General features: G+C 73.6%; 12 protein-coding genes and 1 tRNA gene. 10 read left to right on the forward strand and 3 right to left on the reverse strand.

Annotation, left to right across the window (positions count from 1 at the left end; genetic code table 11):
- The first annotated feature begins 210 nt into the window (after positions 1-210).
- Both ACI2LW_RS17515 and ACI2LW_RS17520 read left to right on the forward strand, forming a co-directional pair.
- Positions 211-657, forward strand: a complete 447-nt coding sequence (locus ACI2LW_RS17515; RefSeq protein ID WP_404732076.1) for an SRPBCC family protein — start codon at positions 211-213, stop codon at positions 655-657.
- A 39-nt stretch (positions 658-696) separates the two neighbouring features.
- A tRNA-Val gene (locus ACI2LW_RS17520) sits at positions 697-768 on the forward strand.
- An 85-nt stretch (positions 769-853) separates the two neighbouring features.
- On the opposite strand, the gene ACI2LW_RS17525 is transcribed toward ACI2LW_RS17520, so the two are convergent.
- Positions 854-1,582 (reverse strand): 3'-5' exonuclease, encoded by a 729-nt coding sequence (locus ACI2LW_RS17525; protein ID WP_404732206.1) that lies wholly within the window; start codon positions 1,580-1,582, stop codon positions 854-856.
- A gap of 181 nt (positions 1,583-1,763) precedes the next feature.
- On the opposite strand from ACI2LW_RS17525, the gene ACI2LW_RS17530 reads away from it, so the two are divergent.
- The 4 genes from ACI2LW_RS17530 to ACI2LW_RS17545 all read left to right on the forward strand — a co-directional run bounded on the left by ACI2LW_RS17530 (position 1,764) and on the right by ACI2LW_RS17545 (position 6,308).
- Positions 1,764-2,330 carry a DUF4365 domain-containing protein gene (locus ACI2LW_RS17530; protein ID WP_404732077.1) on the forward strand — a complete coding sequence of 189 codons (567 nt, stop codon included), beginning with the start codon at positions 1,764-1,766 and terminating at the stop codon, positions 2,328-2,330.
- Positions 2,327-3,559 (forward strand): hypothetical protein, encoded by a 1,233-nt coding sequence (locus ACI2LW_RS17535; RefSeq protein WP_404732078.1) that lies wholly within the window; start codon positions 2,327-2,329, stop codon positions 3,557-3,559. The genes ACI2LW_RS17530 and ACI2LW_RS17535 overlap by 4 nt, the downstream gene beginning before the upstream one ends.
- 105 nt (positions 3,560-3,664) lie before the next feature.
- Positions 3,665-5,641, forward strand: a complete 1,977-nt coding sequence (gene thrS / locus ACI2LW_RS17540) for a threonine--tRNA ligase (RefSeq protein WP_404732079.1) — start codon at positions 3,665-3,667, stop codon at positions 5,639-5,641.
- A 106-nt stretch (positions 5,642-5,747) separates the two neighbouring features.
- Positions 5,748-6,308, forward strand: a complete 561-nt coding sequence (locus tag ACI2LW_RS17545; protein WP_404732080.1) for an HIT family protein — start codon at positions 5,748-5,750, stop codon at positions 6,306-6,308.
- Between the two features lie 45 nt (positions 6,309-6,353).
- On the opposite strand, the gene ACI2LW_RS17550 is transcribed toward ACI2LW_RS17545, so the two are convergent.
- On the reverse strand, positions 6,354-8,021 hold the full coding sequence (locus tag ACI2LW_RS17550; RefSeq protein WP_404732081.1) for a hypothetical protein: 1,668 nt from the start codon (positions 8,019-8,021) through the stop codon (positions 6,354-6,356).
- 182 nt (positions 8,022-8,203) lie between these two features.
- The gene (locus ACI2LW_RS17555; protein WP_404732082.1) at positions 8,204-10,402 is read right to left on the reverse strand and encodes an elongation factor G-like protein EF-G2; all 2,199 of its coding nucleotides are present in this window, start codon (positions 10,400-10,402) and stop codon (positions 8,204-8,206) included.
- 284 nt (positions 10,403-10,686) lie between these two features.
- Here ACI2LW_RS17555 and pgsA point away from each other — a divergent pair, with 284 nt between their 5' ends.
- The 4 genes from pgsA to ACI2LW_RS17575 all read left to right on the forward strand — a co-directional run bounded on the left by pgsA (position 10,687) and on the right by ACI2LW_RS17575 (position 15,262).
- Entirely contained in the window at positions 10,687-11,361 is a 675-nt protein-coding gene (gene pgsA, locus ACI2LW_RS17560) for a phosphatidylinositol phosphate synthase (RefSeq protein ID WP_404732083.1), read from the forward strand.
- Positions 11,358-12,275 carry a phosphatidylinositol mannoside acyltransferase gene (locus ACI2LW_RS17565; protein WP_404732084.1) on the forward strand — a complete coding sequence of 306 codons (918 nt, stop codon included), beginning with the start codon at positions 11,358-11,360 and terminating at the stop codon, positions 12,273-12,275. Before pgsA ends, ACI2LW_RS17565 begins: the two co-directional genes overlap by 4 nt.
- Positions 12,272-13,435, forward strand: coding sequence for a glycosyltransferase family 4 protein (locus ACI2LW_RS17570; RefSeq protein WP_404732085.1), 1,164 nt, complete (start codon positions 12,272-12,274; stop codon positions 13,433-13,435). The genes ACI2LW_RS17565 and ACI2LW_RS17570 overlap by 4 nt, the downstream gene beginning before the upstream one ends.
- Positions 13,436-14,716: 1,281 nt before the next feature.
- The gene (locus ACI2LW_RS17575) at positions 14,717-15,262 is read left to right on the forward strand and encodes a hypothetical protein (RefSeq protein ID WP_404732086.1); all 546 of its coding nucleotides are present in this window, start codon (positions 14,717-14,719) and stop codon (positions 15,260-15,262) included.
- Positions 15,263-15,350 lie beyond the last annotated feature (88 nt).

The following is a 15,350-nucleotide window of genomic DNA, read 5'->3' on the forward strand; positions in this document are numbered from 1 at the left end:
GGGGGGGGGGGGGGGGGGGGGGGGGGCGGGGGGGGGGGGGGGGGGGGGGGGGGGGCGGGGGGGGGGGCGGCCGGGGGGGGGGGCCCCCCGGCGGGGGGGGGGCCCCCCCGCGCCCAGTGTGGTCCACGTCACTCGGCAGGGCATGAGTACGCGTACTCAGAAGCGGGCGCCCGGTCGCGCTCCCCGGACCCGCGGGCAGACTGGAGGGCCATGGACCGGACGCACTACCGCTTCCTCAGCCTGTGGGCGCTGCCCGCGCCGCCCGCGGCCGTGTACGCGGCACTGGAACGGGTGGAGGACTACCCGCTGTGGTGGCCCCAGGTGCGCGAGGTGCGGCGCACGGGCGCGACCGCCGGTGTGGTGCGGGTCCGCTCCCTGCTGCCGTACGACCTCACCTTCACCCTGCGCGAGCTGCGCCGGGATCCGGCGGCCGGCGTCCTCGAGGCCGCGCTGAGCGGCGATCTGCGGGGCCGGGCCCGCTGGACGCTCACCGCCCGCGGCGGCGGCACCCTGGCCCGCTACGAGCAGACCGCCGACCTGGACAAACCGCTGCTCAGGCGCTTCGCCGCGGTGGGACGCCCCGTCTTCCGCGCCAACCACCGCCTGATGATGGCCTCCGGGCGGCGGGGACTGGCCGCGCACCTGGAAACGGTTTGAACCCGGGCCGCCCGGGCCTGTATGGTTCAGTGCGTTCCCGGGCGATTAGCTCAGCGGGAGAGCGCTTCGTTCACACCGAAGAGGTCACTGGTTCGATCCCAGTATCGCCCACGCTGTCGATGGCGGCTCAGATCTGCGCACCGCGCGGACGGAGCCGCCATCGTGTTGTCCGCACCGGCCGGCGCGGACGCCCCGCTCAGGCCGCCGCCGGCAGTTCGGGCCGCAGCGGCCACGCCGGGTCCACCGTCTCCTCCGCCCCGCTGCGGGTGAACCACGCCTGCAGCCCGCGCGCCTGCGCCGCGTGCCAGCCGGTCTGCAGGGTGTGCAGCTCGGCCGGGGTCAGCCGGTCCAGGCGCGCCGCGAACCGCCGCCCCAGCGCCCGCACGACCTCCAGCGCGGCCAGCGCGTCCGCCGCCGCGTCGTGCGCGTCCTGCAGGACGACCTCGTAGTGCGCGCACAGGTCGGTGAGCGTGCGCCGGCCCTTGCGGTAGCGGTCCAGATGCTTGTCCAGCACCCGCGGATCGAGCACGCACAGCGGCGACGTCTCGAACCACCGCTGAAGCGAGGACGCCCGGTGCCGGCGCAACTCCCGGTCCAGCAGCGTGAGATCGAACGGCGCGTTCATCACCACCAGCGGACGGCCCAGGGCGGCCTGCTCGGCCAGCGCCTCGGCCACCTCGTACATCACCGGGGCCGGCCAGCGCCCGTTGCGCTGGAGATGGTCCTCCGTCAGCCCGTGCACCGCCGTCGCCTGCGGCGGCACCGGCACCCCCGGGTTCACCAGCCACCGGGCCACCCGCGGCCGGGAGCCCGGGGCGTCCTGGACGACGACGGCGGCCGACACGATGCGGTCGGTCTCGACGTCGACGCCCGTGGTCTCCGTGTCGAAGGCGGCCAGCGGCCCCTCGTACCAGCAGCACGTCATGTCGACCACAACTCCTCGCTCACCCAGAGCAGCTGACGTGCCGTCCGCTGCCCGTTCGGTGATACCCGGGCTGTTTGCGCCGTACGCCGGAAGGACACAACAGGAATACGGGTCTTTGCAGTTCACAGGCCCATGACCGGGACTCACCCGGCAATTCCTCCGGCTTGGAAGGCTGTTGGCCATGGCGATAGCGCAGCCCGAGCGGGGCGGGCTGCTGCCCGAGCGTGCGGGCCCCCTGCGCGGCACCCTCGCCACCACCGCCTGCATGGAGACACTGCAGGTCGGCTATCTGCACGCGGTCGCCGCCGCGGCCGGCTGCTCACTGTCGCAGCCCTTTCCCGACAACGGCATCGACTGGCACGTCAGCCACAGCGCGCCCGGGCACACCGTCGACGACGAGGTGACCATCAAAGTGCAGCTGAAGTGCACCTACCAGGTGCCGCCCAGCCCCCCGGGCCGGTTCTTCTCCTTCACGCTGGACAACGACCACCTGGCCAAGCTCGCCCGCACCCCGGTGACCGTGCACAAGATCCTGGTGGTGATGATCGTGCCCCGCTCGCAGGACCAGTGGCTGCGCGCCGGACACGACCGGCTCGACCTCAGGCACTGCTGCTACTGGGTCAACCTCGCCGGCCACCCGGTCACCGGCCGGCACCGCACCACCGTGCGGATCCCCACCTCGCGCATCTTCGACGACCGGGCCCTGTGCGAGATCATGACGCGGGTCGGGACCGGAGGCAGACCGTGACGCACCGCCCCCTCGACGAACCCCTGCGGCCGGCCCGGCCGCACCCCGTGGACACCTCCTGGCACCGGCCCCCCGAGCCCGGAGCCGTGGACCCCGCCGTCCTCGCCGCCCTGCTGCACCGGCACGGCTGGCAGCGGCGCGGCGGCGCCGCCGGACGCTATGGCCGCTGGACTCCGCCCGGACCCGGCCCCACCGTGACCAGCCTGCTGGTGCCCGTCAGCCGCGCCTTCCCCGACAGCGACGACCTGCTCGGCGAGGCGCTCGACGCCCTGGCCCGCAGCGGCACCCCCTCCGCGCGCGAGGTGCTGCTCGCGCTCTCCCTGCCCAGCGACGAGATCCGCTGGTGGCGGGACGTGCCCGGCGGCCCCGCCGACGCGGCCCCCTGGACCGTCGAGGAACGGCTGCGCTCCGCCGCCCGGCAGATGCTCCTCGCCGCCGCGCTCGCCACCCGCGCGCGGGCCGGCTACCACGGCGCCCGCCACCGCCGCGCGGCCACCGCCTCCCTGGAGCACGTGCTGGTCGGCTCCGCCGCCGACGGCCGCCGTCTGACCGCCTTCGTGCCCGTCGAGCCGGGACGCCCGCTCGCCGTCCGGCTGCACCAGGCCGTGTACGCGGTGCGCGAGGCCATCGACTACCAGCGGGCCACCGGCGCCATGGACGCCTTCGACGGCGCGGTCCGGGCGGGCGCCAGCCGCGAGCTCACCGAGGCGCTCGTCGCGTTCGTGCGCGGCACCGAGGGCGCCCGGATCGCGGTCGCCTGGGCGCCCGCCGCCGGGGTTCCCCAGGACTGCGCGGCCGCCGCCGAGGCCGTCGAGTTCACCCCGGGCGACCTGCCCGTGCTGCGCGAGGCCGGCGCCCGCTACCTGCGCGCGGAGCCCTCCATGCCGGTGCGCATCACCGGCACCGTGGTGCGGATGCGCAGATCCCAGCCGCGCGGCGAGGGCACCGTACGGCTGCGGGTGCTCGCCGGCGCCGAGGTGCCCTACGTCCGCGTGACCCTCGACGAGGAGGACTACCGGATCGCCGGGCACGCGCACCTGGTCGGGCTGCCGGTGCGGGTCCTCGGGCGGCTGGAGAGCAGGGGCGGCTTCCGCCGGCTGACGGGCGCCTCCGGTGTCGTTCCGGTGCAGGTGGACGACGAGGAACGGGACCGGCTGGTGAAGTCGATGCAGGAGGACCTCGACTACTTCGAGGAGGCGGTCAGCGGCGAGGACTGCGACGGAGAGTGAACCGAGCGTAACCGTTTCGCGGTCGGCGGCCCCGGCTCGGTACGATCCCACTCATGCGCGCGCTCCCGGTATGGCGCCGCACCCACCTGCAGTCAGGAGAGACCGGTGTCAGACGTCCGTGTGATCATCCAACGCGATTCCGAGCGGGAAGAGCGCACGGTGACGACGGGCACCACGGCCGCCGACCTCTTCGCCGGCGAGCGCTCGGTCGTCGCCGCGCGCGTCGGCGGCGAGCTGAAGGACCTCGCCCACGAGGTCGCGGACGGCGATGTCGTCGAGCCCGTGGAGATCTCCTCCGAGGACGGTCTGAACATCCTGCGCCACTCGACCGCGCACGTCATGGCACAGGCCGTGCAGGAGATCTTCCCCGAGGCCAAGCTGGGCATCGGCCCGCCCGTCAAGGACGGCTTCTACTACGACTTCGACGTGGACCGGCCGTTCACGCCCGAGGATCTCAAGGCCATCGAGAAGAAGATGCAGGAGATCCAGAAGCGCGGTCAGCGCTTCTCCCGCCGCGTCGTCACCGACGAGGCCGCCCGCGAGGAGCTGGCCGGCGAGCCGTACAAGCTGGAGCTGATCGGCCTCAAGGGCTCCGCCTCGCACGACGACGGCGCGGACGTCGAGGTCGGCGCCGGCGAGCTGACCATCTACGACAACCTGGACGCCAAGACCGGCGAGGTGTGCTGGAAGGACCTGTGCCGCGGTCCCCACCTGCCCTCCACCCGGCTCATCCCGGCGTTCAAGCTGATGCGCAACGCGGCCGCCTACTGGCGCGGCAGCGAGAAGAACCCGATGCTCCAGCGCATCTACGGCACCGCCTGGCCGTCCAAGGACGAGCTGAAGGCGTACCTGGACTTCCTCGCCGAGGCGGAGAAGCGCGACCACCGCAAGCTGGGCAGCGAGCTCGACCTGTTCTCCATCCCCGAGCAGATCGGCTCCGGCCTCGCCGTGTTCCACCCCAAGGGCGGCATCGTCCGCCGGGTGATGGAGGACTACTCGCGCCGCCGTCACGAGGAGGAGGGCTACGAGTTCGTCTACACCCCGCACGCCACCAAGGGGAAGCTCTTCGAGACCTCGGGCCACCTGGACTGGTACGCCGAGGGCATGTACCCGCCCATGCAGCTCGACGAGGGCGTGGACTACTACCTCAAGCCCATGAACTGCCCGATGCACAACCTGATCTTCGACGCGCGCGGCCGCTCGTACCGCGAACTGCCGATGCGCCTGTTCGAGTTCGGGACCGTGTACCGGTACGAGAAGTCCGGCGTGGTGCACGGCCTGACCCGGGCCCGCGGCTTCACCCAGGACGACGCGCACATCTACTGCACCCGCGAGCAGATGTCGGAGGAGCTCGACAGGACGCTCACCTTCGTCCTGGACCTGCTGCGCGACTACGGCCTGACCGACTTCTACCTGGAGCTGTCCACCAAGGACCCGGAGAAGTTCGTCGGCTCCGACGAGGCCTGGGAAGAGGCCACCGAGACGCTGCGCAAGGTCGCCGAGAAGCAGGGGCTGCCCCTGGTACCCGACCCGGGCGGTGCCGCCTTCTACGGGCCGAAGATCTCCGTCCAGACCAAGGACGCCATCGGCCGCACCTGGCAGATGTCGACGATCCAGCTCGACTTCAACCTGCCGGAGCGCTTCGACCTGGAGTACACGGCCGCCGACGGCTCCAAGCAGCGGCCGGTCATGATCCACCGCGCGCTGTTCGGCTCCATCGAGCGCTTCTTCGCCGTGCTCCTGGAGCACTACGCGGGCGCCTTCCCGGCGTGGCTCGCGCCGGTGCAGGCGATCGGCATCCCGATCGGCGACGCGCACGTGGAGTACCTGCAGAAGTTCGCCGCCGACGCCAAGCGCCGGGGTCTGCGGGTGGAGGTCGACTCCTCCTCGGACCGCATGCAGAAGAAGATCCGCAACGCGCAGAAGCAGAAGGTGCCGTTCATGGTCATCGCCGGCGACGAGGACATGGCGAACAACGCCGTCTCCTTCCGCTACCGCGACGGCTCCCAGGAGAACGGCATCCCGGTCGGCGAGGCGATCGAGAAGATCGTGAAGGTCGTCGAGGAGCGCACGCAGGTCTGAGGCACGACGACGCGGGCGGCGGTGCGGCGGCGGCCGCCCGGCCGCGCAGGCCCCCGGTGATCCCCTCTCATCGGGGGCCTTGCCCTGTCCCCGGCGCCGAAGCCATATGCTGCCTAGCATGACGAGTGAGCCGGAACAGCAGATCGGAGTGGGGACGCAGGACGCGTTCCAGCGCCTGTGGACGCCCCACCGGATGGCCTACATCCAGGGCGAGAACAAGCCGACCGGTCCGGGGGCCGGCGACGGCTGCCCCTTCTGCTCCATCCCGGCCAAGTCCGACGAGGACGGCCTGATCGTCCGGCGCGGCGAGCAGGTGTACGCGGTGCTCAACCTGTACCCGTACAACGGCGGCCACCTGATGACCGTGCCCTACCGGCACGTCGCCGACTACACCGACCTCACCGAGGCGGAGACCGCCGAACTGGCCGAGCTGACCAAGCAGGCCATGCGGGCGCTGCGCTCCGCCTCCGGCGCCCAGGGCTTCAACATCGGCATGAACCAGGGCTCAGTGGCCGGCGCCGGCATCGCCGCCCACCTGCACCAGCACATCGTGCCCCGCTGGGGCGGCGACACCAACTTCATGCCCGTGGTCGGCCACACCCGCGTGCTGCCGCAACTGCTCGCCGACACACGGAAGATGCTCGCGGAGGCGTGGCCGGCGGCATGAGCGCCGCGGGCGGGCGCCGAACCCGCCCGCCCGCCCCCGCGGCCCTCACGCGTCGTAGACGTCGGCCTTCCTGGGCGAGGCCTCCTGCACCGCCCCGCTGAGGATGCCCGACCGGCTGCCGAACTTCTCGACATCCACGCCGTTCTCCCTGAGCACCTTGATCGCCGCGGCGTGCACCACCCGCAGCACCGGGGTGGCCGCGCGCAGCGCGTCGTCGGCCATGAAGCGGTGCCGCCAGGGCTGGTCGGCCCAGGCGTGCCGCAGGCCGAAGGGCTCCGGCAGGGTCAGGCTGCCGCCCAGCCAGTTCAGCAGGGGCGGGTAGGCGGTGAGCGGGGCGCGGGCGGCGAGCCGTACCACCTCGTCGGCGTCGACCAGGGGGAGCCTCACCTTGCGGGTCTCCCAGAACCGGACCGCCTTCTGCACCTCCTTCTCCTTGGCCGCCGGCTTCTCGTTGAACAGCGGGTTGACGGGGCCCAGCGCATGGCCGGTGACCTCGATGCGCAGGGTGTCGTGCAGCACCGTCACCGTGATCAGCATGGTGATCACCAGATGACCGTCCCAGAGCGTCCACTGCACCCCGAGGTAGTGCCGGTCGCCGCTGCCGAACTGCTGCTTGTTGCAGATCTCCTGTATCGCGTGCGACCTGACCGTGTACGCGTCGACGTCCGTGCCGCTCGGCCGGGAGACCTCCTTGGCGCCCTCCCCGATCGGGGTGACGATCCAGTGCGTGATGGACGGCTTGGGGAAGCCGCCGGTGTTGATCGGCGTGCGCTCCAGCATGGCCAGGCCGCCCTGGATCGCCACGATGACGTCCCAGCTGCGGAACGGGTGGAAGTCCTTGCCCGGCTCCGCGGAGACCAGGTCCTCGGCCAGCTGCCAGCTGCCCCAGCGCGTGCCCATGCCGAGTATGCCCTTGGGCCCGGCGTAGAAGACGGAGTTGGACCGCTGCTCCGCGCTGAGCCGGGCCAGCTCCTTGCGGATCTGCTCGGCCGCGTCGCCGGGGCTGCCGGGCACCGCCTCGGGGATCTTGGCGCCGACGCCGCCGCCCGACAGCAGGCCGTCCCAGCGCTCCCTGAGGTCGCGCGCCGTGCGCTCGCAGATCTGCTTGGCCCAGAACCAGCCGACGACCGGCATCACGACCGCCGCCCGCCCGTACCACGCCCAGAAGCCGTGGAACGGCATCTTGACCAGGAAGAGCACGGCGAGTGCGCCCATCGCCACCAGCAGGACGGTGCCGAGGGCGCCGGTGCGCCGGTCCTCCCGCCGGGCGACGGTGGAGCGCAGGGTGAACACCATCAGCCACACCAGGAAGCCGGGCAGGAACAGCACCCCGCACAGCACGGTCACCGCTGTGAGCCAGTTGTCGCGTTCGCGGCGGATGCGGTGGGCGGCCAGGCAGTGCTCCACGACCACCTGGGGCTCCAGCCCGAAGGACTGGATGAGCGGCTTGCGCTCCGCGCCCAGCATGCGGTCGATCACCGCGCGGGAGTACGCCTCGCCGAACTTGGGGCGGAGGATCCTCGCCCAGGAGCGGGGCGGGGTGACCGTGGACTGGTGCCACTCGTTGTCGGCGTCCTTGATCTTGGTGACCTCGTCGTCCCGGTACGCCGCCGCGGCCAGCGCGTAGGTCGCCGCCGTCTGCCCCGCCGCACCGGACAGGGGCACCTGCGCCCCGGGACTGAAATCGAATCCGTCCGTCACTGCCGCCCCCATTGCCGCCGCACCTGCCCTTGCGGCCTTCCCGACTTCCCTGCCCCGCACACCTGTTGATCAGGTCATCAGCGTATCCGCACCCACCGGCAGGGGAGGGCGGACGGCCGAAGCCGCCCGCCCGTGCGGAGGCGAAGGTCTCATCGCCCCCGCGCGACCGCCCGGTTGTGCGCCGGGCGCGCCGACTACGAGGCCTCCCGCTCCTGTTCGCGCACCCGCTCGGCCACCTGCGGCGGCATCGGCTCGTGCCGCACGTACCGGCGGTCGAAGCGGGCCGTGCCGTGCGACAGGGACCGCAGGTCGACGGCGTAGCGGCCGATCTCGATCTCGGGCACCTCCGCCCGTACGAGCGTGCGGCCGTTGCCCACCTGCTCGGTGCCCAGCACCCGGCCCCGCCGCCCCGACAGGTCGCTCATCACGGCGCCCAGATAGTCGTCCCCGACCAGCACGGTCACCTCGGCCACCGGCTCCAGCAGATGGATCTTCGCGTCGGCCGCGGCCTCCCTGAGCGCCAGCGCGCCCGCCGTCTGGAAGGCGGCGTCGGAGGAGTCCACCGAGTGCGCCTTGCCGTCCAGCAGCGTGACCCGCACGTCGATCAGTGGATATCCGGCGGCGACCCCCTTGGCGGCCTGCGCCCGCACGCCCTTCTCCACCGAAGGAATGAACTGCCGCGGCACCGCGCCCCCGACGACCTTGTCGACGAACTCGATGCCCGATCCGCCCGGCAGCGGCTCCACCTCGATCTCGCAGATGGCGTACTGCCCGTGCCCGCCGGACTGCTTGACGTGCCGGCCGCGTCCCGCTGCCCGGTTCGCGAACGTCTCGCGCAGCGACACCCGGTGCGGCACCACGTCGACCTGGACGCCGTACCGGCTGCGCAGCCGCTCCAGGGCGACGTCCGCGTGCGCCTCGCCCAGGCACCACAGCACGACCTGGTGGGTGTCCTGGTTCTGCTCCAGGCGCATCGTCGGGTCCTCGGCGACCAGCCGCGACAGGCCCTGGGACAGCTTGTCCTCGTCCGGCTTGCTGTGCGCCTGGATGGCCAGCGGCAGCAGCGGGTCGGGCATCTGCCAGGGCTCCATCAGCAGCGGGTCGTCCTTGGCGGACAGCGTGTCGCCGGTCTCGGCGCGGCCGAGCTTCGCCACGCACGCCAGGTCGCCCGCGATGACGTGCGGCACCGGGCGCTGCTGCTTGCCGAACGGCATGGACAGGGCGCCGATCCGCTCATCGACGTCGTGGTCCTCGTGCCCGCGGTCGGACAGCCCGTGCCCGGAGACGTGCACCGTCTCGTCGGGGCGCAGGGTGCCGGAGAAGACCCGGACCAGCGAGATCCGGCCGACGTAGGGGTCGGAGGAGGTCTTCACGACCTCGGCGACCAGCGGCCCGTCCGGATCGCACGGCTTGAGCTCGCGCGGCTTGCCGTCGACGGTGGTCACCCCGGGCATCTCCCGCTCCAGCGGGGTGGGGAACCCGCCGGTGACCAGTTCCAACAGCTCCACCGTGCCGATGCCCTGCTTGCCGCCCTCGGCGGCCGGCGCGGCGGCCAGTACGGGGAAGAAGGCCCCGCGTGCCACGGCCCGCTCCAGGTCCTTGACGAGCGTCTCGACGTCGACCTGCTCACCGCCGAGGTAGCGGTCCATGAGCGTCTCGTCCTCGCTCTCGGCGATGATCCCCTCGATGAGCCGGTTGCGGGCCTCCTCGATCCGCGGGAGCTGGTCCCCGTCCGGCTCGGACTCCTTGCGCTCGCCGGAGGAGTAGTCGAACAGCTTCTGCGTCAGCAGCCCGGTCAGACCGGTCACGGGCGCGTGCCCGTCCGGGCCCTGCGGGCCGTGCAGCGGCAGGTACAGGGGCAGCACCGCGTCCGGGTCGTCCGCGCCGAAGGCCTCGGCGCACACCCGTGTCATCTCCTCGAAGTCCGCCCGGGCGGCCTCCAGGTGCGTGATCACGATGGCCCTCGGCATCCCGACGGCCGCGCACTCCTCCCAGACCATGCGGGTGGAGCCGTCCACGCCGTCCGAGGCCGAGACGACGAAGAGGGCCGCGTCCGCCGCTCGCAGACCGGCCCTGAGCTCCCCGACGAAGTCGGCGTAACCGGGGGTGTCCAGCAGGTTGACCTTGGTGCCGTTCCACTCGACCGGCACCAGCGAGAGCTGCACCGAACGCTGCTGCCGGTGCTCGATGTCGTCGTAGTCCGAGACACAGCCGCCGTCCTCGACGCGGCCCGCCCGGTTCACCGCCCCCGCGGTCAGCGCGAGGGCCTCCACCAGAGTCGTCTTGCCCGATCCGGAGTGGCCGACCAGCACCACATTCCGTACGGACGCGGGGTGGTCGGCCGCCACTGCCCTGCCGGCGGCTCCGGGGTGTGTGTGCGCCTTGTCGCCCATGGTCCTGCCTCCCGTTGACGGTGAGGTCACTGTGGGCGCGGACACGCGGCACCGCGTCACCGGCGGCTCCCGCGACGCCCGCGATGGTTCGAGCTTTCCACTCCCGTCACGCTGCGTCCATACGAAGGACCCGATCCCGCCCCGCACCGGCACCCGCGCGGGCCGCGCCGCCGCTGCTCGCGGGGGGTGCGGGTGCCCGGCCGTCGCACACGCGCGCGCGTGGCTACGATGGGCCAGCCGGTGGCCAGCAGGGGCCGCCCGCCACACCGACCCTCGGGAAGGCCATGCTGAACAAGTACGCGCGTGCATTCTTCACGCGTGTCCTCACACCGTTCGCCGCGTTTCTCATCCGCAGAGGCGTCAGCCCCGACACGGTGACGCTCATCGGCACGGCCGGAGTGGTCGCGGGCGCCCTGGTCTTCTACCCCCGCGGCGAGTTCTTCTGGGGCACGGTCGTGATCACGCTGTTCGTGTTCTCCGACCTCGTCGACGGCAACATGGCCCGCCAGCTCGGCCGCTCCAGCCGGTGGGGCGCCTTCCTGGACTCCACCCTCGACCGCGTCGCCGACGGCGCCATCTTCGGCGGCTTCGCCCTGTGGTACGCCGGTCACGGCGACGACAACGTGCTGTGCGCGGTGTCGATCTTCTGCCTGGCCAGCGGCCAGGTGGTGTCGTACACCAAGGCGCGGGGCGAGTCCATCGGCCTGCCGGTCGCCGTCAACGGACTGGTCGAACGTGCCGAACGCCTGGTGATCTCGCTGGTCGCGGCCGGTTTCGCGGGGCTGCACAAGTTCGGTGTGCCCGGCATCCAGTACCTGCTGCCCGTCGCCCTGTGGATCGTCGCCGTCGGCAGCCTGGTCACCCTGATCCAGCGCGTGGTCACCGTGCGGCGGGAGTCGGCGGAGGCGGAGGCCGCCGAGGCCCGGCACGAGAGCCGGGGGAGCGAGGCGGCGAAATGAGCGCCCGCGAGCGCCTCACCGACGCCCTGTACGGCGCGGGCTGGAGCACCGTGAAGAAGCTCCCCGAGCCGGCCGCCGTGCGCCTGGGCCGCACCATCGCCGACCTCGCCTGGAAGCGGCGCGGCAAGGGCGTGCGGCGACTGGAGGCCAACTACGCGCGCGTGGTGCCGGGCGCGGGCCCCGAGCGGCTGGCACAGCTGTCCCGCGCCGGCATGCGCTCCTACCTGCGGTACTGGATGGAGTCCTTCCGGCTGCCCGCCTGGAGCCCCGAGCGCGTCCGCGCCGGCTTCGACCCCAAGGACCTGCACCATCTCACCGACGGCCTCGCCGCCGGCCGCGGCGTCGTCCTCGCCCTGCCCCATCTGGCCAACTGGGACCTGGCCGGCGCCTGGGTCACCACCGAGCTGGGGATCCCCTTCACCACGGTCGCCGAGCGCCTGAAGCCGGAGACCCTCTACGACCGGTTCGTCGCCTACCGCGAGGGCCTTGGCATGGAGGTCCTGCCGCACAGCGGCGGCTCCGCGTTCGGCACCCTGGCCCGGCGGCTGCGCGACGGCGGCCTGGTCTGCCTGGTCGCCGACCGCGACCTGTCCGCCTCGGGCGTCGAGGTCCGGTTCTTCGGCGAGACGGCCCGGATGCCGGCCGGACCCGCCCTGCTCGCCCAGCAGACGGGCGCCCTGCTGCTGCCCGTCACGCTCTGGTACGACGACTCGCCCGTCATGCGGGGCCGGGTGCATCCCCCGATCGAGGTACCCGAGTCAGGCACCCGCGCGGAGAAGACGTCCTCCATGACACAGGCGCTGGCCGACGCCTTCGCCACGGGGATCGCCGACCATCCGGAGGACTGGCACATGCTGCAGCGCTTGTGGACCGCGGACCTCCGGCCGCGCGCCGGGGACGGGGAGCGCCCGTGAGGATCGGCATCGTCTGCCCCTACTCCTGGGATGTCCCGGGCGGCGTCCAGTTCCACATCCGCGACCTCGCGGAGTACTTCATCGGCCTCGGCCACGAGGTGTCGGTGCTCGCCCCCGCCGACGACGACACCCCGCTGCCGCCCTACGTCGTCTCGGCCGGCCGCGCGGTGCCGGTGCCGTACAACGGCTCGGTGGCCCGGCTGAACTTCGGCCTGCTGTCCGCGGCCCGGGTCCGGCGCTGGCTGCACGAGGGACGCTTCGACGTCATCCACATCCACGAGCCGACCTCGCCGTCGCTGGGCCTGCTGGCCTGCTGGGCGGCCCAGGGGCCGATCGTCGCGACCTTCCACACCTCCAACCCCCGCTCGCGGGCGATGATCGCCGCGTACTCGATCCTCCAGGCCGCCCTGGAGAAGATCAGCGCCCGGATCGCGGTGAGCGAGTACGCCCGCCGTACGCTCGTCGAGCACCTCGGCGGCGACGCGGTGGTCATCCCCAACGGCGTCGACGTCGACTTCTTCGCCCGCGCCGAGCCCCGGCCCGAGTGGCAGGGCGACACGATCGGCTTCATGGGGCGCATCGACGAGCCCCGCAAGGGCCTGCCGGTGCTGATGCGGGCCCTGCCGAAGATCCTCGCCGCCCGCCCGGCCACCCGGCTGCTGGTCGCCGGCCGCGGCGACGAGGAGGAGGCGGTCGCCTCGCTGCCGGAGGAACTACGGGCGCGGGTGGAGTTCCTCGGCATGATCAGCGACGAGGACAAGGCGCGCTTCCTGCGCAGCGTCGACCTGTACGTGGCGCCCAACACGGGCGGCGAGAGCTTCGGCATCATCCTGGTCGAGGCGATGTCGGCGGGCGCGCCGGTGCTCGCCTCCGACCTGGACGCCTTCGCCCAGGTGCTGGACCAGGGCAAGGCGGGCGAGCTGTTCGCCAACGAGGACGCGGACGCTCTGGCCGACGCGGCGGTACGGCTGCTGGCCGACCCGGAGCGCCGGGCCGAGCTGAGCGACCGGGGCAGCGCCCATGTGCGCCGCTTCGACTGGTCGACGGTGGGCGCGGACATCCTCTCCGTCTACGAGACGGTGACGGCGGGCGCGGCAGCGGTGGCCGCCGACGACCGCGCGACGGGTCTGCGAGCCCGGTTGGGCTTGGCCCGCGACTGACGTGCACGACGGGTTGGCGGGGGCGATGGGCTGGGGCTGCGGCTGGGTTGTGCGACGGGTTCGCGGGGGTGGTTTGGCCATGCCTGCGACTGACACGGGTCTGAGGGTGCGGCTGGGACTGGCTCGCGATTGATCGCGCACCCGGCCTGCGGGCGGGGGCGGGCCTGGCTCGGGGGTGATCATGATCGCTCCCCGGGGTCGGGCTTCGCCCGCGGCTGACCTGGGCGACGGGCGCGCGGGGGCGGCTGGGCTTGGCCCGCGGCTGACCTGGGCGACGGGCGCGCGGGCGCGGCTGGGACTGGTCCGCGGCTGATCGCGCGCCCGGCCTGCGGGCGGGGGCGGGCCTGGCTCGGGGGTGATCCTGATCGCTCCCCGGGGTCGGGCTTCGCCCGGGGCTGATCGTGGCTCCGGCCTGCGCGGGGGCGGCTGGGCTTGGCCCGCGGCTGATCTGGGCGACGGGCGCGCGGGCGCGGCTGGGACTGGTCCGCGGCTGATCGCGTGCCCGGCCTGCGGGCGGGGGCGGGCCTGGCTCGGGGGTGATCCTGATCGCTCCCCGGGGTCGGGCTTCGCCCGCGGCTGATCTGGGCGACGGGCGCGCGGGGGCGGCTGGGCTTGGTCCGCGGCTGACCTGGGCGACGGGCGCGCGGGCGCGGCTGGGACTGGTCCGCGGCTGATCGCGCGCCCGGGCCGCGGCGGGGGCGGGCCCGGCGCGGCGGGCCTGGTGTGGGGCTGATCGTGGTCGCCCGCCGGGGTCGGGCTTCGCCCGGGGATGATCGTGCGTCCGGCCCGCGCGGGCGCGGCTGGGACTGGCCCGCGGCTGATCGCGCGCCCGGCCCGCAGCACGGGCGGGCCCGGCGCGGGCGGCCCGGCGTCGGGCTGACCGTGGTCGCCCGCCAGGGCCGGCCTCGCCCGCGACCGAGCCCCCTGGGGGCCCGGGCCCGCCCGGGCCCCGCGTGGCGCTGGGTGTGGTCGCGCGCCGGCGTTGGGGCAGGGCGGGGGCCGCGGGCGCGGCGGCCGGCCGGGCCGCTGCTGCGGCGACGTACGCGCCGCAAGCAGCGCCGGGCGGAGCCGCACCGGGCCGGGCGGCGTGCGGAGGACCGCGGCACTGGCGCCCCCGCCGCACCGGGCCGGGCGGCGTGTGGGGACGGCGGCGCTGCCGGGCCCGGCCGCACCGGGCCGGGCGGGTCGCGAATGGCGCCGCTGCCGCCCCGGCCGCCCGGCCCAGGGGCCGTGCGGGGCGGCGTGCGGGGGCGGTCCGGCGGGCCGCTAGCCTTGCCGCCCGTGACTGCAACCCTCATCTGGATCCTCGTCGCGCTCGTCGTCGTAGGCCTGTATCTCAGCTGGACGGCGGGACGCCTGGACCGGCTGCACGCCCGCATCGACGCCGCCCGCGCCGCGCTCGACGCGCAGCTGCTGCGCCGCGCCTCGGTGACCCAGGAGCTGGCCACCTCGGGAGTGCTGGACCCGGCCGCCTCGATCGTGCTCTACGAGGCCGCGCACGCCGCCCGGCAGGCCGAGGAGGACCAGCGGGAGGTCGCCGAGAGCGAGCTGAGCCAGGCGCTGCGCGCGGTGTTCGCCGAGGCCCAGCAGGTGGAGGCGGTCCGCGAGGCCCCGGGCGGCGAGGAGGCGGCGCGCGAACTGACCGAGGCGGTGCGCCGGGTACCCATGGCCCGCCGTTTCCACAACGACGCCGTCGGCGCGGCCCGCAGGCTCCGCGAGCACCGCAAGGTCCGCTGGTTCCGCCTGGCGGGCCACGCGCCCTTCCCCCTGGCCTTCGAGATGGACGACGAACCTCCGGCGGCCCTGGCGGAGCGCTCGGCGGTCTGACCCACCGGCCGTTTCCGGCCGAGGGATGTCCGGCGCCGTGCTGTCACCGGGCGTGGTTTTCCTGCTGTGATCGAGTCCGGTACGACCG

Origin of the sequence: Streptomyces sp. NPDC004065, from assembly GCF_044903565.1 — a bacterium.
In the GTDB taxonomy this organism is placed as follows: domain Bacteria; phylum Actinomycetota; class Actinomycetes; order Streptomycetales; family Streptomycetaceae; genus Streptomyces.